General features: G+C 63.3%; 17 protein-coding genes. 7 read left to right on the top strand and 10 right to left on the bottom strand.

The genetic code is table 11. The annotated features are described in order from the left end of the window. Window positions 1–28: 28 nt before the first annotated feature. Both KM031_RS06410 and KM031_RS06405 read right to left on the bottom strand, forming a co-directional pair. Window positions 29–682 carry a YiaD family glycine zipper/OmpA-like lipoprotein gene (locus tag KM031_RS06410; protein ID WP_215503701.1) on the bottom strand — a complete coding sequence of 218 codons (654 nt, stop codon included), beginning with the start codon at window positions 680–682 and terminating at the stop codon, window positions 29–31. A 118-nt stretch (window positions 683–800) separates the two neighbouring features. Next, entirely contained in the window at window positions 801–1,688 is an 888-nt protein-coding gene (locus KM031_RS06405; protein ID WP_215503700.1) for a methylated-DNA--[protein]-cysteine S-methyltransferase, read from the bottom strand. 102 nt (window positions 1,689–1,790) lie between these two features. Between KM031_RS06405 and nth the strand changes: the two genes are divergently transcribed. Further along, window positions 1,791–2,435 carry an endonuclease III gene (nth, locus tag KM031_RS06400; protein WP_215503699.1) on the top strand — a complete coding sequence of 215 codons (645 nt, stop codon included), beginning with the start codon at window positions 1,791–1,793 and terminating at the stop codon, window positions 2,433–2,435. Then, the gene (locus tag KM031_RS06395) at window positions 2,432–3,415 is read left to right on the top strand and encodes an adenosine kinase (protein WP_215503698.1); all 984 of its coding nucleotides are present in this window, start codon (window positions 2,432–2,434) and stop codon (window positions 3,413–3,415) included. The genes nth and KM031_RS06395 overlap by 4 nt, the downstream gene beginning before the upstream one ends. 166 nt (window positions 3,416–3,581) lie before the next feature. Here KM031_RS06395 and KM031_RS06390 read toward each other — a convergent pair whose 3' ends face one another. Next, entirely contained in the window at window positions 3,582–4,220 is a 639-nt protein-coding gene (locus KM031_RS06390; RefSeq protein ID WP_215503697.1) for a ribonuclease T2 family protein, read from the bottom strand. Window positions 4,221–4,345: 125 nt separating this feature from the next. Between KM031_RS06390 and KM031_RS06385 the strand changes: the two genes are divergently transcribed. Together KM031_RS06385 and KM031_RS06380 are read left to right on the top strand one after the other, a co-directional pair. After that, the gene (locus KM031_RS06385; RefSeq protein ID WP_215503696.1) at window positions 4,346–5,095 is read left to right on the top strand and encodes a DUF1013 domain-containing protein; all 750 of its coding nucleotides are present in this window, start codon (window positions 4,346–4,348) and stop codon (window positions 5,093–5,095) included. Window positions 5,096–5,317: 222 nt separating this feature from the next. Continuing rightward, window positions 5,318–7,546: a Hint domain-containing protein gene (locus tag KM031_RS06380; RefSeq protein ID WP_215503695.1), complete on the top strand. Its 2,229-nt coding sequence runs from the start codon at window positions 5,318–5,320 to the stop codon at window positions 7,544–7,546. A gap of 40 nt (window positions 7,547–7,586) precedes the next feature. On the opposite strand, the gene KM031_RS06375 is transcribed toward KM031_RS06380, so the two are convergent. Beyond that, a complete protein-coding gene (locus KM031_RS06375; RefSeq protein ID WP_215503694.1) occupies window positions 7,587–8,405 on the bottom strand; it encodes a sulfotransferase family protein in 819 nt (272 codons plus the stop codon). A 148-nt stretch (window positions 8,406–8,553) separates the two neighbouring features. On the opposite strand from KM031_RS06375, the gene KM031_RS06370 reads away from it, so the two are divergent. Beyond that, window positions 8,554–10,131, top strand: a complete 1,578-nt coding sequence (locus KM031_RS06370) for a DUF5928 domain-containing protein (RefSeq protein WP_215503693.1) — start codon at window positions 8,554–8,556, stop codon at window positions 10,129–10,131. Between the two features lie 5 nt (window positions 10,132–10,136). Further along, entirely contained in the window at window positions 10,137–10,520 is a 384-nt protein-coding gene (locus tag KM031_RS06365; RefSeq protein ID WP_215503692.1) for an HIT domain-containing protein, read from the top strand. A gap of 6 nt (window positions 10,521–10,526) precedes the next feature. On the opposite strand, the gene KM031_RS06360 is transcribed toward KM031_RS06365, so the two are convergent. After that, window positions 10,527–10,895 (bottom strand): MmcQ/YjbR family DNA-binding protein, encoded by a 369-nt coding sequence (locus tag KM031_RS06360; protein ID WP_215503691.1) that lies wholly within the window; start codon window positions 10,893–10,895, stop codon window positions 10,527–10,529. A gap of 14 nt (window positions 10,896–10,909) precedes the next feature. Then, window positions 10,910–13,723 (bottom strand): DNA polymerase I, encoded by a 2,814-nt coding sequence (gene polA, locus KM031_RS06355; RefSeq protein ID WP_215503690.1) that lies wholly within the window; start codon window positions 13,721–13,723, stop codon window positions 10,910–10,912. A 91-nt stretch (window positions 13,724–13,814) separates the two neighbouring features. On the opposite strand from polA, the gene KM031_RS06350 reads away from it, so the two are divergent. Beyond that, window positions 13,815–14,012, top strand: coding sequence for a hypothetical protein (locus KM031_RS06350; protein ID WP_215503689.1), 198 nt, complete (start codon window positions 13,815–13,817; stop codon window positions 14,010–14,012). Here KM031_RS06350 and KM031_RS06345 read toward each other — a convergent pair. From KM031_RS06345 to KM031_RS06330, 4 genes are all read right to left on the bottom strand, one after another. After that, the gene (locus tag KM031_RS06345; RefSeq protein ID WP_215503688.1) at window positions 14,009–14,668 is read right to left on the bottom strand and encodes a DUF2459 domain-containing protein; all 660 of its coding nucleotides are present in this window, start codon (window positions 14,666–14,668) and stop codon (window positions 14,009–14,011) included. The two genes, KM031_RS06350 and KM031_RS06345, sit on opposite strands and share 4 nt — an antisense overlap. A gap of 42 nt (window positions 14,669–14,710) precedes the next feature. Then, on the bottom strand, window positions 14,711–14,896 hold the full coding sequence (locus tag KM031_RS06340; RefSeq protein ID WP_215503687.1) for a zinc-finger domain-containing protein: 186 nt from the start codon (window positions 14,894–14,896) through the stop codon (window positions 14,711–14,713). A 75-nt stretch (window positions 14,897–14,971) separates the two neighbouring features. Next, a complete protein-coding gene (locus KM031_RS06335) occupies window positions 14,972–15,208 on the bottom strand; it encodes a DUF2798 domain-containing protein (RefSeq protein ID WP_215503686.1) in 237 nt (78 codons plus the stop codon). Window positions 15,209–15,326: 118 nt separating this feature from the next. Further along, a complete protein-coding gene (locus KM031_RS06330) occupies window positions 15,327–15,896 on the bottom strand; it encodes a DUF1285 domain-containing protein (RefSeq protein ID WP_215503685.1) in 570 nt (189 codons plus the stop codon). Window positions 15,897–15,923 lie beyond the last annotated feature (27 nt).

Below are 15,923 nucleotides of genomic sequence, written 5' to 3'. Positions count from 1 at the left end.
CCTGCCCCGGATCCCGGAAAGGGGGATCTTATTTGGTCGGACGGATCACGATTTCGACGCGGCGGTTCTGCGACCGGCCCTCGGGCGTCAGGTTGGACGCGAGCGGTTGATCTTCGCCCCGGCCAAAGGCCGCGACGCGCGACGAGGGCACACCGCCGCCGATCAGCACGCCCGCCACAGAACGGGCGCGACGTTCCGACAGATCCTGATTGTAGGAGGCCTCGCCGGTATTGTCGGTATGGCCGATCACCTCGACACGGCTGTTCGGATAGCGCACGAGGTTGGCCGCAACGGCGCGAATGTCGCCTTGCAGATCCGGGCGCAGGCTGGCGCTGTCGGTGGCGAACAGGATGTCCTGCGGCATGGTGACGACCAGCGCATTGCCGGTATTGGTGACGGTGGAGCTGTTGCTCATCTGCTGGCGCAGTTCTGCCGCCTGCGCATCAAGCGAGCTGCCGATGGCCCCGCCGATGGCCGCCCCTGCCGCAGCGCCCAGAACGGCCTTGGCAAGACGGTCGTCCCCGCCGGATTTCGCGCCCAGAAGGCCGCCGATCACAGCGCCGGTGGCCGCAGCCCCTTTGGTGCGCGCATTCGGATCCTCATAGCGGTAGGGATCGCTCACGCAGCCCGCCAGCAGGGTCAGCCCGAGTGCGCCAAGGATCAGGGGGGATTTCAGGGTCATATCTGTGCCTCATAAAATACGGCCCCCACCATGCTGTGATGCGGGGCATTGTGTCAGCATATACCAGCAACGCAGCAGAGCGGAAATCGTTGCATGGTGTTGCGCAATTTTTTGCCCATCACGTTCCTGTGGCCAGATAAGCCGGATCCAGATCCGGCTGTGCGGCATCGTCGCGCGCGGATTCCCAGGCCAGCATCGCGCGTTTGACCGGCATGCCCCAGTGATACCCCCCGAGCCCCCCGGATTTGCGCAGCGCCCGGTGGCAGGGAATCAGCCAGCTGACCGGATTGCGCCCGACCGCCGTGCCCACTGCCCGCACTGCATGCGGATGGCCGATGGCCTGTGCAATATCGGAATAGGTGGTGACATGACCCGAAGGGATGCGCAGCAGCGCCTCCCATACCTTGATCTGGAACGGCGCACCGATCAGATACAGTGGGGCAGGGGCTTCTGCATCCCCTGCGCCAAAGGCGGCCTGTGCCCAAGGGCGCAGCCGGGCGGCATCTTCGACGAAGGTGGCTTTCGGCCAGCGCGCGCGCAGATCCTGCATCGTCGCCTCGGCACCGCTCTCCGCCGCAAAGCCGATGCCGCAGATGCCCTTGTCGGTGCCCATCACCAGCGCCGGGCCAAAGGGGCTGTCGAACCAGCCCCAGATCACCGTCAGGCCTGCGCCGCCGCGCGCAAATTCGCCGGGTGTCATCGCCTCCCAGCGCAGGAACAGATCATGCAGTCGCCCGCCGCCCGACAAGCCGCTGGCCAGTGTGGCCTCCAGCACGGTGTGGCGGTCGGCCAGCAGGCGCTTGGCATGATCCAGCGTCAGGTATTGCTGATAGCGTTTCGGGCTGACCCCGACCCATTGCGAAAACACCCGCTGGAAATGGGCGGGGCTCATGTTCATCTGCGCGGCCAGCGCCTCCAGCGTCAGGCCCGGCCCGCCAGCATCAATCAGATCCAGCGCGCGGGCGATAACGGCGTAATGATAGGCGGGGCGGGGCTCTGGGGTCATAGCGATCTCCTTTGCGCCACATTAAGAGGCAAATTTGCGCACAGCGACCCGGATGTTGCGGCTTTGCTTGCGTGACTGTCGTGGTTTTGGCATGAGGCGCGGATGGCACGGCAACTCGATTATCACACGATCCACGAGATTTTCACCCGCTTCCGCGCGCAAGAGCCGGAACCGCAGGGTGAATTGTATCACGTCAATGCCTATACGCTGGTGGTGGCGGTGGCGCTGTCGGCGCAGGCCACCGATGCCGGGGTGAACAAGGCGACGCGGCCGCTGTTTGCGATTGCCGATACACCGCAGAAAATGCTGGCGCTGGGGCTGGAGGGCGTGACCGAGGCGATCAAGACCATCGGCCTGTTCCGCCAGAAGGCCAAGAACGTGATCCGCCTGTCAGAGATTCTGGTGGAGCAGTTCGGCGGCGAGGTGCCATCGAGCCGCGCGGCGCTGCAATCGCTGCCCGGTGTGGGCCGCAAGACCGCCAATGTGGTGCTGAACATGTGGTGGCACGTGCCCGCGCAGGCGGTCGATACCCATATCTTCCGGCTGGGCAACCGCAGCGGCATCTGCCCCGGCAAGGATGTCGATGTGGTGGAGCGGGCGATCGAGGATCACATTCCCGCCGAGTTTCAGCAACATGCGCATCACTGGATGATCTTGCATGGGCGATATATCTGCGTCGCCAGAAAACCCCGTTGCGGTGATTGCCTGATCCGCGATCTGTGCCTTTTTGAGGAAAAGACCGAATGAAAAAGTACCAAGTTGTCGGCATCGGCAATGCGATTGTCGATGTGTTCGCGCAGGCCGACGATTCCTTTCTGGAACTGATGGGCATTGAAAAAGGCATCATGCAGCTGGTGGAGCGCGAGCGGGGCGAGCTGCTTTATGCCTCGATGAAAGACCGGGTGCAGGCACCGGGCGGATCGGTGGCCAATACGCTGGCCGGGCTGGGCAATCTGGGCCTGAAAACCGCGTTCATCGGTCGGGTGCATGATGATGCGCTGGGGCGGTTCTATGCGGCCAGCATGGCCGAGGGCGGCACCGATTTTGTCAATGCGCCGGTGCCGGGAGGCGAGTTGCCGACATCGCGGTCGATGATCTTCGTGGCCCCGGATGGTGAACGCTCGATGAACACCTATCTGGGCATCTCGTCCGAGCTGGGGCCGGAGGATGTTGCGGGTGCGGTTGCGGGCGAGGCCGAGGTGCTGTTCCTTGAAGGCTATCTTTATGACAAGCCCAAGGGCAAAAGGGCGTTCGAGCGGGCGGCAAAGCTGTGCCGCCAGGCCGGGGGCCGTGCCGGGATCGCGCTGTCGGACCCGTTTTGCGTGAACCGCCACCGTGCCGATTTCCGCCGTCTGGTGCGGGATCTGGACTATGTGATTGGCAATCAGCACGAATGGGAAAGCCTGTATGAGACAGATCTCGACAGCGCCCTGACCCAGGCCGCCGCCGATTGCGGGCTTGTCGCCTGCACCCGGTCGGGTGAAGAGGTGATCGTGCTGCGCGGGGATGAACGCGCGGTGGTGCCGGTCAAGCGGGTGGTGCCGGTGGATGCCACCGGCGCGGGCGACCAGTTTGCCGCAGGGTTCATCTATGGCATGGCGACGGGGCGAAGCCTTGAAGTGTCGGGCCGCATGGGCTGTGTGGCAGCAGCCGAGGTGATCAGCCATTTCGGCGCGCGGCCCGAGGCGGATCTGCGCGCGCTGTTTGCGGCGCAGTCGCTGATCTGACCCTGATCTGACCGGGGCGCCGCCCGCCTCGGGTCCCGCTGGGGCGCTCGGCGGGCGGCATTGCCATGGCGGGCGGCGCGGGCGGCGAGCCGGGGCAGCCGCGCGGCGCGGCGGCGGAAGGGTGAGTATTTGGATAAAATGCAAGTCCGAGGCCGGAGGATTCGGGTCAGCGCAGCGGCTCCAGCACGGCATCGGTCATCCGGCAATCGCGGATCACATCGGCGCCACAGCGGCGGGGGTGCAGATCCTTGGTGAGGCAGAGGCGCACCTCCTGGATCCGGCCCGCATCGCAGGTGATGGTGATCTGATCTGCGCTCAGGCCGGGATTGGCCTCCAGAAATGCGCTTTCCACCACTTTGGCGGGCAGGGTCAGCCGTTTGGTGATCTTGCGGAACAGCTCTGGCACGCGGATCGTCGCATAGGCGCGGCGCATGGTGCTGTAATAGGTTTTCGCGGGCAGGCCCGCGCAGCGCCCGTGCTTTTTCCATTGATACCAGGCGAGCCCCGATCCGCCCATGATATCGGCCATGGCGGCGCTTTCGTGGCGGCTGGGATCCCGTTCGGTGGTGCGGCAATAGCTGGGCCAACCGGACTCGTGCTGCGGCCAGAGGCCGTGCAGGGTGAAGGCAAGGGCAGCCCCTGTCTGACATTCCGGGGCGCCACGGGCATCGCCCTCTGCCGCGCACCAGCCGGGCGACCAGCTGAGCGCCATCACGTAATAGTCAAAATCCCCGGCACGTTCGCCCTCGGCGGCACAGGCCGTACCGATCAAAGCCGCGAGAGCTGCCCCAGCAAACACACGCATTTTCTCTTTCCTCTTGCCGGATTTGCGCCTATAAGCCCGTCTGAATTCCCTGAAAATGTGGAAGTCGCGGGCCCCGCCCGCAGCCGTTTTCCCGGCCCGGGAGAGATTTGTAAAGGAGAGATCCTATGTCGAGACCGCTTATGGCCAAGGCCACCGCCGTTTGGCTGGTGGACAATACGACGCTCACCTTCAAGCAGGTGGCGGATTTCTGCGGGATGCACGAGCTGGAAGTGCAGGGCATTGCGGATGGCGATGTGGCGACCGGGGTCAAGGGCTTTGATCCGGTGGCCAACAACCAGCTGGATGCGATTGAAATCGAGAAGGGCCAGAAGGATCCGTTCTACAAGCTGCGCCTGAAGTTCAACGCCGCAGCCGTGGGCGAGGAAAAACGTCGCGGCCCGCGTTACACCCCGCTGTCCAAGCGGCAGGACCGTCCGGCGGCCATCCTGTGGCTGGTGAAGTTCCACCCGGAACTGTCGGATGGTGCGATCGGCAAGCTGGTCGGGACCACCAAGCCGACCATCGCCTCGATCCGCGAGCGCACGCATTGGAACATCCAGAACATCGCGCCGATTGATCCGGTGGCCTTGGGCCTGTGCCGCCAGTCGGAACTGGATACGGCTGTGCAGGCCGCTGCACGCAAGCGGGCAGCCGAGGGCGGCGTGATGTCGGATGACGAGCGGCGCAAGCTGGTCAGCACCGAACAGTCGCTGGGCATGGGCACCGAGCCGAAGCTGCCGGGCGCGCTGGCCGGGCTGGAGGCCTTTGGCAAGGTGGAAAAAGAAGAAAGCCCGGCCGATTTTTCGGATGCGGACAGCTTCTTCAACCTGCCGCATGGCGATGATGACGAGGATGAGGAGGAGGACGACAACTGATCGTCTGCCTGACTTGAAACGACCCGGACCCCGGCCTGGTGCCGGGGTTTTTTCTTTGGCATGGGCGCGCGCATTTTCCCGTCCCTGATGCAGGAACGCCCGATTGGCGCGCATTGTTCACGATCTGTAAAATTTGGCTCAATTCCGCCACAATCTCGTCTTAATTGCCGCAGTGAGCAGTAACGCACCGGGGACAACCCCGGGCAACGCAGGCAGGCAGACGTGGCAACGATCAATGGCACTTCGGGAAGCAATTCCCTTAATGGCACCAGTTCGGCGGACCAGATTTATGGCGGGGGGGGCAATGATACCCTGACCGGCAATGGTGGCGCAGATTCGCTTTATGGCGGCACCGGCACGGATACGGCGGCCTATGGCAGCTCTGCCAGCGGGGTGAATGCCAACCTGACCACCGGCACCGGCAGCGGCGGTGATGCGCAGGGCGATATTTACAGCAGTATCGAAAACCTCAGCGGCTCCGCCTATGACGATACGCTGACCGGCAACAGCAGCGCCAATACGCTGACCGGCGGGGCAGGGGCCGATCTGCTGTCAGGTGGGGCGGGCAACGATTCCCTCTATGGCGGGGATGGCAATGATACGCTGCTGGGCGGCAGCGGTGCTGATCTCATTTCCGGCGGGGCGGGGATTGATACCGCCGATTACACCGGGTCGACCTCGGGGGTCGATGTCTCGCTTGAGACGGGCGAAGGGGACAACGGCGATGCCAATAACGATACGCTGAGCGGCATCGAGTATCTGATCGGCAGTGCTTTTGCCGATACGCTGACCGGCGACAGCGGCGACAATTTCCTGTCAGGCGCGGCGGGCAATGACAGCCTGAGCGGCAGCACCGGCAATGATACGCTGGCCGGGGGGGCGGGTGCGGATACGCTGAACGGCGGCGAAGACATGGACTTTGCCGATTACTCCACCTCGGGGGCGGGGGTCGCGGTCAACCTTGGCACCTATGTCACCTCGGGCGGCGATGCTGCGGGCGATGTGCTTCAGGGCATCGATGGGGTTATCGGATCTGCCTTCAATGACACCCTGATCGGCTTTGACCAGCAGGGCCTGTCGGGCGACGTCTACACCAATATTTTCTATGGCGCGGCCGGCAATGACTACATTGACGGCATGGGCGCGGATGACAGCATTTTCGGCGGGGCCGACAATGACACCGTGCTGGGCGGCGCAGGCAATGACACGGTCAGCGGCGATGACGGCAACGACCTTGTCTATGGCGGCAGCGGCAATGACAGCGCCTCGGGCGGGGCCGGGAACGATACCGTGCTGGGCGAGGCCGGGGCCGACAGCCTGTTTGGCGGCGATGGCAATGACAGCCTCGATGGCGGGGCCGACAATGACAGTGTGGATGGCGGCGCAGGCAATGACACGCTTCTGGGCGGCAGCGGCACCGATTCGCTGTATGGCGGCAGCGGCAATGACAGTCTTGCCGGGGGCGATGGCAATGACAGCCTGGAGGGCGGCATCGGGGACGATACGCTGTCGGGAGATCTGGGCAATGACCGGCTGTTCGGCGGCGATGGCGTGGATCAGCTTTATGGCGGCGACGGGTCGGATTCTCTCTATGGCGGGCAGGGCAACGATATCCTCTATGGCGGTGCGGGCGGTGATCTGCTGACAGGCGGCGACGGGTCAGACATCTTCTATGCCGGGCTGGGCGACACCATCAACGGCGACGAATCCGGCGACGAGATCGACGTGATCGACCTGACGGGGCTGGGGCCGCACCGGATTGTGCGCGATCCGCTGAACCCGGAAAACGGAGTCATCCAGTTTCTGGATATGTTCGGTGCCGTCACCGGCACCATCACCTTCTTCAACATCGAAACGGTCATTGCCTGTTTCACGCCGGGCAGCCTGATTGCCACCGAAGCGGGCGAAGTGGCGGTGGAGCGGTTGCAGCCGGGCGACCGGGTGCTGACGCGTGACAGCGGCATGCAGCCGATCCGCTGGATCGGCACGCGGCGTCTGTCGATTGGCGAGCTGATCGTCGATCCGGCGTTGCAGCCGATCCGCATCCGCGCCGGTGCGCTGGGGGCCGGGGTGCCGGAGCGGGACATGATGGTATCGCGCCAGCACCGCATGTTGATCACCGGACCCTGGGCCGAGCTGATGTTCGGCTCGGATGAGGTGCTGGTGCGCGCCGTGCATCTGCTGGGCCGTCCGGGGATCGAGGCGGTGACGCTGAATACCGTGACCTATATCCATCTGCTGTTTGACCGGCACGAACTGGTCATGGCCGATGGCGCCTGGAGTGAAAGCTTTCAGCCGGGGGATCGCTGTATGGCGGGCATGGACAGCCCGGAACGGGATGAATTGCTCAAGCTGTTCCCCGAACTGGCAGGCCAGCAGATGCCTGCCCGGTTCGAATCCGCCCGCATGACTCTGAAATCGCATGAGGCGCGGGTCTTGCTGTCGGCCTGACACCGATATCTGACGTGCCCCCGGCAGGGGGGCACTCGGATCACTCGCCGAGTTTGGCGTGCACCTCGTCAAGATCGACCTCGGACAGCGGCATCTTGTTGGCCGGATTGTCGAAATCATATTTGAACAGCTGGAAGTCGCGCTTGTAGATCTCCCACACCAGATGGCGGGACAGATCGTCGAAGTAATCTTCAACCGGATGCAGGCGTTTCGGCCCGTGGCCTTCGCTTTCGTTGAACTTGGGGATCTTCTTCAGGTTCACCTTGTGCTTGGTCTTGATGTTGTCCAGCACGACCTGCATGCCGTCATTGAACCGTTCGGTGAAAAAGATGTGGTCATAGCGGCCACCGTTCACGATGAAGGTGGACACATGGCCCGACATGGCCGACCAATGGATGTCAGGCTCCATCGGTTTGCGAAAGCGGATGGTGTCGCGCGCGAACAGCAGAAAGCGCCGGAAGCTGGCGATCTGGTCAAACTCCTGTTTGCCGTCATCGCCGCCGACCTCGATCCCGTATTTCTGGGTCAAGAGCGGCACCAGATTGCCGCGATAGCGTTTGCCATTACGCTGGATGCCGCAGATCTTGTCGAAGAACGATGACAGGATGCGCGTATAGGGATTACGCACGCAGGTGAAGGCATAGCTTTTGTGCTTCTTCACATTGCGTTCGATCAGCGGCTGGCTGATCTCCTGGCTCCATTTGTGCAGGCCGGTGGTCGAATCGTGAATGTCACCGTCAAAAAACTTGCCGTGATCCGCATAGAACATGATCTGGCCAATCGTCGAACAGGCACATTTCGGCACCACACGGTACACAACGCTCTCACTCTCGGTCATCCAGGTGCCGGGAAACCCCATCTGCCTCGCCTCCAAAGCTCGAAGTCCCGCCGGTCATGCGGGCTTCTGTCGTTATCGTCACAAAAAGCAAACAAACTCTGTCTTTTCAATGACCCATAAAGCACTTTATGGAAACAGTGACGAGGAAAAGAGGGTCAGAGTTTTCTGGATGGCAAAAATCGCCTATATTCTTCTGTGTCACAAAGACCCCGAGGGGATCATCGCCCAGGCGCAGCGGCTCACGGCGGCCGGTGATTACATTGCCATCCATTTCGATGCCCGTGCCCGGCGCGAGGATTACGACAAGATTCGCACCGCCCTTGCCGGAAACCGCTCTGTCGCCTTTGCCGCCAAGCGGCTGAAATGCGGCTGGGGCGGGTGGAGTCTGGTCGATGCCACCCTGCAGGCGGTGCGCGCGGCGGTCGACAGCTTTCCCAGAGCCACGCATTTCTACATGCTGTCGGGCGACTGCATGCCGATCAAATCGGCGGAATATGCCCATGACTTTCTGGAAAAGGACGATGTGGATTACATCGAAAGCTTCGATTTCTTCCGCTCGGACTGGATCAAGACTGGGATCAAGGGTGAGCGGCTGATCTATCGCCACTATTTCAACGAACGCACCCATAAATGGCTGTTCTATACCTCGCTCGACCTCCAGCAGAAGTTCGGGCTGGCGCGGCCCGTGCCCGAGGATCTGGCGATCCAGATCGGCTCGCAATGGTGGTGCCTGCGCCGCCGCACGGTGGAATGGGTGTTGGAGTTCTGCCGCAAGCGGCGCGATGTGATGCGGTTCTTCCGCACCACCTGGATCCCGGATGAAACCTTCTTTCAGACGCTGGTGCGCCATCTGGTGCCCCAGGACGAAATTCGCAGCCGCACGCTGACCTTTCTGATGTTCACCGATTACGGGATGCCGGTGAATTTTTACAACGATCAATATGATCTGCTGATTTCGCAGGATTATCTGTTCGCCCGCAAGATCTCGGCGGATGCAAAGGCGCTGAAGCAGCGGCTGGGCGATCTGTATACCGCCGAAGGGGTGTCTTTCCCGATTTCGGGCGAGGGGCGCAGCCTTTACAAGTTTCTGACCGGGCGGGGCCGGATCGGGCGCCGCTTCGCCCCGCGGTTCTGGGAGGCGGAAACCAGCCTTGGCCGCGAACGCACCCTGCTGATCGTGACCTGCAAGAAATGGCATGTGGCGAAACGTCTGGTGGAGCGGGTGCGCCATGTGACCGGCCTGCCGGCGGTGGATTACCTGTTCAACGAAGGCTCCACCCCGCTGCCCGATCTGGGCGGAATCCAGACCACCATCGAAAAGCGAACACGCCATCGCCGCGCGCTGGTGCGGATGTTGTTCGATTATTGGAACACCGAAAAGCTGGTGGTCTGCATTGATCCGGGCAATGTGGAGCTGATGCAGGATTTCTATGCGGACAGATCGAACATCCGCCTGCTGGAGGTGGAGTGTGAATTCACCGATGAATATCTGATCGGCCATGCCCGCCGCGTGGGGCTGGCGGGCGAAAAGACTCCGCAGGAAACCATCGACAAGCTGCTGCCCACCATCCGCTATGACGTGAAGTTTGAAAGCGACAGAATCCGCGATGCCGATTTCGAGGGCTTCCACCGCATCCGGCAATCTGCCACGGTGGAAGAGAACACCGGCCCTCTGGCCGCGTTTCTGGGGATCTCTCTGGAAAAGGCGCGCGAGATTGCCGACACCCATTACCTTTTCGTGGACTGAGACAGATGGCCTATACCTACGATCCGCAGAACATCTTTGCCCGTATCCTGCGCGGTGAGATTCCGAACAAAACCTTGCTGGAAACCACGCATACGCTGGCCTTCCACGACCTTTATCCGCAGGCACCGGTGCATGTTCTGGTGATCCCGAAGGGGCCCTATGTCACCTACGACCATTTTCTGCGCGATGCGCCGGATGCCGAGATCGTCGATTTTCACCGGGCGGTGGCGCAGGTCTGTGAAATGACCGGGGTGCAGCCGGGCGAGGGCGGGCAAGGCTTCCGCGCCATCACCAATGCGGGCGAGGCCGGGGTGCAGGAAGTGCCGCATTTCCACCTGCATATTCTGGGCGGTCGTGTTCTGGGGCGGATGCTGGCGAAGGCCGACTGATCCCGATCAGAGGGGCGGGGGGCCGCCCTGTGCGGCATCCCATGCCTTCAACCAGCGTTTCGGCGCGGCATCGCGCCATTGCCGGATCAGCCTTGCGCGGGCCCAGTCGGGGTCGATCCGGCCTGCGCGCACCAGAACCAGCGCATGCGGCGCGTAATGCGGATGCAGGAAAAAGGTCTGCGGATCGGCCTGCATCAACATCTCGCGTTCGTCGCGGTCGGCCTTGAAGACCGCCGCATCCTCGTAGAACGACCAATAGCACCACAGCTTGCCATGCGCCTTCAGCGCCTCATGGCCCCAGGGGGTGGCGTGGGTGATGCAGGGCAGGCCCAGCCCGAGTGCGGTGTCGCGCAATTCGGGCCAGGTCGCAATCATTGCCGCCTCCCGGCTTAATGGGCCGCTGCCCAGTTCGGCCCTTGCCCGGCCTCGACCGTCAGATGCACCGACAGCTTCACCGCAGGGTCGGCGGCGGTTTCCATCGTGTGCTTGGCGGCGGTGATCAGACGCTCCACATCCGTCTCGGCCACTTCGAACAGCAATTCGTCATGCACTTGCAGCAGCATCTTTGCATCCAGCCCGGCGATGGCGGCGGGCATGCGGATCATGGCGCGGCGGATCACATCGGCGGCGGTGCCCTGAATCGGCGCATTGATCGCGGCGCGTTTGGCAAAGCCCGCACCGGGGCCCTTGGCGTTGATCTCGGGCGTGTGGATCTTGCGCCCGAACAGCGTCTGCACATGGCCATTGGCTTTTGCGAAGGCAATCGTGTCATCCATATAGGCGCGGATGCCGGGGAAACGCTCAAAATAGCGGTCGATGAAGCCCTGCGCCTCGGCGCGCGGGATGCGCAGGTTGCGGGCAAGGCCAAAGCCGGAAATGCCATAGATCACGCCAAAATTGATCGCCTTGGCCTGACGGCGGATATCCGAGGTCATCTGCGCCATCGGCACGTTGAACATTTCCGAGGCGGTCATGGCGTGGATGTCCAGCCCATCGGTAAAGGCCTGTTTCAGCGCCGGGATATTGGCCATATGCGCCAGAATCCGCAGCTCGATCTGGCTGTAGTCCAGGCTCACCAGCACCCGGCCTACCGGGGCAACAAAAGCCTCGCGGATGCGGCGGCCCTCTTCAGAGCGGACGGGAATGTTTTGCAGGTTCGGATCGGTCGAGGCCAGCCGCCCGGTATTGGCCCCGGCGATGGAATAAGAGGTATGCACCCGCCCGGTGTCGGGGTGGATATGGGTTTGCAGCGCGTCGGTATAGGTGGATTTCAGCTTGCTCAGCTGCCGCCAGTCCAGCACCCGCGCCGCCAGAGTGCGGCCCGCCTCCACCACGCCTTCGGCGGCAATGTCTTCCAGCACATCGGCGCCGGTGGCATAGGCCCCGGTCTTACCCTTTTCACCGCCCGGCAGGCCCAGCCGGTCAAACAGGATCTCGCCCAGCTGTTTCGGGCTGCCGACGTTGAATGGCCCGCCCGCCAGCTCGTGAATCTCGGCTTCCAGTGCTGCCATTTTCTGCGCAAAGGCGCTGGACATGCGCGACAGCGTGTTGCGATCCACCTGCACGCCCGCCATTTCCATCTGCATCAGCACCGGCACCAGCGGACGCTCCAGCGTCTCGTACACTGTGGTCACGCCCACGCGGTGCAGCATCGGCTGGAACTTCTGCCATAGGCGCAGCGTGACATCGGCGTCCTCGGCGGCATATTTTACCGCATCGGCAATGCCCACGCGATCAAAGGTGACTGCCGATTTGCCCGAGCCGAGCAGCGGTTTGATCGGGATCGGCGTATGGGACAGATAGCGTTCCGACAGTTCGTCCATGCCGTGATTGTGCAGGCCGCCGTGCATGGCATAGCTCATCAGCATGGTGTCGGCGATGGGGGCCACCTGCACGCCAAGCCGCGCCATGATCTTGGCATCGTATTTCATGTTCTGCGCGATCTTGAGGATGGCGTCATCCTCCAGCACAGGCTTCAGCTGCGCCAGAACCTCGGCCAGCGGCAATTGCCCCTCGGTCAGGCTGTCAGAGGCGAACAGATCGCCGCCGCCCTGCCGATGGCCAATCGGGATGTAACAGGCCACTCCGGCGTCGACGCAAAGCGAGATGCCCACCAGATCGGCGCGCATCTCGTCAAGGCTGGTGGTTTCGGTGTCAAAGGCCACATAGCCACGTTCGCGGATGCGGGCGACCCAGACCGCCAGTGCTTCGGGCGTGGTGACGGCCTCATAGCTGGCATGATCGAATGTCAGCGCCTCGGCGGGGGTGGCCACAGGGGCTGCCGTCTCGGTCAACAGGGCCGCGACGGGGGCCGCCACTTTCAGGCTGTCGGCCACACGTTTTGTCAGCGTGCGGAATTCCATCACGTTCAGGAAGGGCAGGATCACCTCGGCATCCGGCACCCTGACCTCAAGGCTTTCAAGGCTGAAATCCAGCGGCGTGTCGCAATCCAGCTGCACCAGACGTTTGGAAATGCGGATCAACTCTGCATTGTTCACCAGCGCCTCGCGGCGTTTGGGCTGCTTGATCTCGCCGGCGCGCGCCAGCAGCGTTTCCAGATCGCCATATTCCTGAATGAGCAGGGCCGCGGTCTTGATGCCGATGCCCGGCGCGCCCGGCACATTGTCGACCGAATCGCCCGCCAGCGCCTGCACATCCACCACCCGGTCCGGGCCGACGCCGAATTTCTCGAAGACCTCGTCGCGGTCGATGGTCTTGTTCTTCATCGCGTCGAACATCACCACGCCGTCGCCGATCAACTGCATCAGATCCTTGTCAGAACTGATGATCGTCACCCGCCCGCCCGCATTGCGCGCCTTGCAGGACATGGCGGCGATGATGTCATCGGCCTCGTAGCCTTCGGTTTCGATACAGGCGATGTTGAAGGCCCGCGTCGCCTCGCGCGTCAGGGGGAATTGCGGGCGCAGGTCTTCCGGCAGCTCTGGCCGGTTGGCCTTGTAGGCCGGGTAGATCTCGTTGCGGAAGGTTTTCGACGAATGGTCGAAAATCACGGCCACGTGGGTCGGGGCATCCGGGCCCTTGTTGTTTTCGACATAGCGGAACAGCATGTTGCAAAAGCCCGCCACCGCCCCGATCGGCAGGCCATCGGATTTGCGCGTCAGCGGCGGCAGCGCGTGATAGGCGCGAAAGATGAAGGCAGAGCCGTCGATCAGGTGCAGGTGGCAGCCTTTTCCGAATGTCATTTCCATCACCCCTTCGCCCGGTTTCATGGCAGTATTGCCACGAAGCGCTGCGGGCTTCCACCCGTTGCAGGGCGCGGGAAGGGGAGAGGGCATGAAAACAGGGCTGTGGGCCGTGGCCGGGTTTCTGGCGGGCGGGGTGCTGGCCGGGGCCATCGGCATCCTGCTGCCCTCGGTCGTCTCGATTTCGCAGGCCGAGGGTGCCTATGCGATGGGGGTTGCGTTTTTTTGGGTGCCCGCAGGCGCGATAGCCGGGGCAGTTCTGGGGGTGGTGATGGCCAGACGCCGCTAGGGTGCGGCGCGCTCACCCCAGGCCCACAGCGAAAAGCGCAGGGATTGCGGCGTGGGCGTCCAGCCGCCCAGCCTGACCCCCGCCGCACGCAGCGTCTCGCCCATCCAGACATTGCAGGTGCGCAGGATCGAAAAGCCGGTGGAGCCTGCGAAAAACGCATCCTGCGGCGTCAGGCCGGGGGCTTTCACAAGGCGGGGCGTGCCCAGCTCTGCCTCGATCCGGGTCAGCACCGCCTCATAGCCCGACGCGGTCAGGCGCAGCACCTGTGCATCGGGCAGATCGGTCAGGGCAAACTGCCCCCAGGCCTCCAGCCGCACCACCGACCCGTCGCCAATGATGCCCTGCGCCACAGCCCCGGCTGGCACATCGGCATAGCGGCCCGCGCTGGTGTAAAAGCCTTGTGCGCCCCATCCCACCAGCAGCCAGCCCGCCTCCGGCCCGTCCACCGCCACCCCTGAGGCGGCGGCAAAGCCAAAGCGGCGGCGCAGGGCCGGGGTCAGCGGCAGCAAGAGGTCATAGTGAATGGGCGTGGCAATCAGCCCGATCTCCACTACCGCAGGCCCGTCATGCCGGGCCACCTGCGCCGGGATTAGGGCCCCGGCAAACCCGGCCAGAAGCCACAGGGCAATGAGCAAAAAGGGCGTGGCCAGAGCCATGCCCAACCGCCACCCCCATCGTTTCACAGCCGGTGCCGGTGATCAGTGATCGTCATGCGCATGGTCGCGGTCGATCACATAGCGCTTGTCGCAATACCCACATTCCACAAAGCCGGTATCCTGCGGAATGGTCAGCCAGACACGCGGATGCCCCAGCGCACCGTCGCCCCCATCACAGGCCACTTTCCATTTGGTCACAATCTGGGTTTCCGGCGCGGCAATGGTCATGGCTGATCCTTCTGGAGTGGCAGGGCCTGCTGCCCTTTGCGCCATTCTAGCAATCCCCGCCCGCGCGGCAAGGCCTTAGCCGCGCTGCGGCGCAGCCGTCAGCCGCGCCACGATCCGCCGCGTCAGCGGTGCGACCAGCAGCACGGTGGGAAAGGCAATCGCCCAGGCCACCATCCAGCTGCCCATCCAGGCCGCGACGAAACCGTCCACCGCGCCCAAGGCGCGCAGCGTGGCAATGCCGCTGACGATGCAGGACATCAGGCCCGACAGGATCAGGCCGAACAGAATGGGGGCAAAGCGGGCAGGGATCATGGGCACAGTCTCCGGCAGGGTGGGGCTGACCTAGACTGTTTTGCCCGGCGCGTCACCCTGCGCAGGCGCATGGCGGCTGTGCAATCCCGCCATGGCGGCCCGGATCCGCCCCCTGTGATCACCCCGCCAGATCTGCCGCCGGGATCATCGGGAAGAACTGTCCGCCCGACCACAGGCCGAACCATTCCGCGCCGTCATGGCGCTCGGTCACGCCGATCTCCACCAGCCGGTAAAAGCTTTTGCGGTCGATCCGCGCCTCCAGCCCTGCGCGCACGATCACATAGGGGGCCGGTTCATCGGTGCCCGCATCGCGCACCACCCGGATCGGCGCCTCCGGCCCGGCGGCCACCGTATCGCCGACATGGGTCGTGAAGGTGATGACCTGCGCCGCGCCTTCGCCTGCCACCGAAAAATCGGTGGCGACAAAGGGCGCATCCTCGACCACGATGCCCAGCTTTTCCACCGGCGTCACCAGAAAAAACTTGTCGCCCTCGCGCTTGAGGATTGAGGAAAACATCTTGACCAACGGCGCGCGTCCAATCGGCGTGCCCTCGTGAAACCACGTGCCGTCGCGCGCGATCCGCATATCCATCTCGCCGCAATAGGGCGGGTTCCACAGATGCACCGGCGGCGGGCCTTTCTTGGCAACCGCCTGCACGGCTTCGACTATTCCGGGTTTCACAACCATTTGTGGCTCTTTCGCTTTTGTCATTTG

It is taken from the genome of Gemmobacter fulvus, assembly GCF_018798885.1.
In the GTDB taxonomy this organism is placed as follows: Bacteria; Pseudomonadota; Alphaproteobacteria; order Rhodobacterales; family Rhodobacteraceae; genus Gemmobacter; species Gemmobacter fulvus.
This window is presented reverse-complemented; position numbering and strand designations above follow the sequence as displayed.

Excerpts from the sequence above, each read along its gene's own strand:
- KM031_RS06410 (WP_215503701.1), bottom strand. The coding sequence starts at position 682 with ATGACCCTGAAATCCCCCCTGATCCTTGGCGCACTCGGGCTGACCCTG.
- KM031_RS06405 (WP_215503700.1), bottom strand. The coding sequence starts at position 1,688 with ATGACCCCAGAGCCCCGCCCCGCCTATCATTACGCCGTTATCGCCCGC.
- nth (WP_215503699.1), top strand. The coding sequence starts at position 1,791 with ATGGCACGGCAACTCGATTATCACACGATCCACGAGATTTTCACCCGC.
- KM031_RS06395 (WP_215503698.1), top strand. The coding sequence starts at position 2,432 with ATGAAAAAGTACCAAGTTGTCGGCATCGGCAATGCGATTGTCGATGTG.
- KM031_RS06390 (WP_215503697.1), bottom strand. The coding sequence starts at position 4,220 with ATGCGTGTGTTTGCTGGGGCAGCTCTCGCGGCTTTGATCGGTACGGCC.
- KM031_RS06385 (WP_215503696.1), top strand. The coding sequence starts at position 4,346 with ATGTCGAGACCGCTTATGGCCAAGGCCACCGCCGTTTGGCTGGTGGAC.
- KM031_RS06375 (WP_215503694.1), bottom strand. The coding sequence starts at position 8,405 with ATGGGGTTTCCCGGCACCTGGATGACCGAGAGTGAGAGCGTTGTGTAC.
- KM031_RS06370 (WP_215503693.1), top strand. The coding sequence starts at position 8,554 with ATGGCAAAAATCGCCTATATTCTTCTGTGTCACAAAGACCCCGAGGGG.
- KM031_RS06365 (WP_215503692.1), top strand. The coding sequence starts at position 10,137 with ATGGCCTATACCTACGATCCGCAGAACATCTTTGCCCGTATCCTGCGC.
- KM031_RS06360 (WP_215503691.1), bottom strand. The coding sequence starts at position 10,895 with ATGATTGCGACCTGGCCCGAATTGCGCGACACCGCACTCGGGCTGGGC.
- polA (WP_215503690.1), bottom strand. The coding sequence starts at position 13,723 with ATGACATTCGGAAAAGGCTGCCACCTGCACCTGATCGACGGCTCTGCC.
- KM031_RS06350 (WP_215503689.1), top strand. The coding sequence starts at position 13,815 with ATGAAAACAGGGCTGTGGGCCGTGGCCGGGTTTCTGGCGGGCGGGGTG.
- KM031_RS06345 (WP_215503688.1), bottom strand. The coding sequence starts at position 14,668 with ATGGCTCTGGCCACGCCCTTTTTGCTCATTGCCCTGTGGCTTCTGGCC.
- KM031_RS06340 (WP_215503687.1), bottom strand. The coding sequence starts at position 14,896 with ATGACCATTGCCGCGCCGGAAACCCAGATTGTGACCAAATGGAAAGTG.
- KM031_RS06335 (WP_215503686.1), bottom strand. The coding sequence starts at position 15,208 with ATGATCCCTGCCCGCTTTGCCCCCATTCTGTTCGGCCTGATCCTGTCG.
- KM031_RS06330 (WP_215503685.1), bottom strand. The coding sequence starts at position 15,896 with ATGGTTGTGAAACCCGGAATAGTCGAAGCCGTGCAGGCGGTTGCCAAG.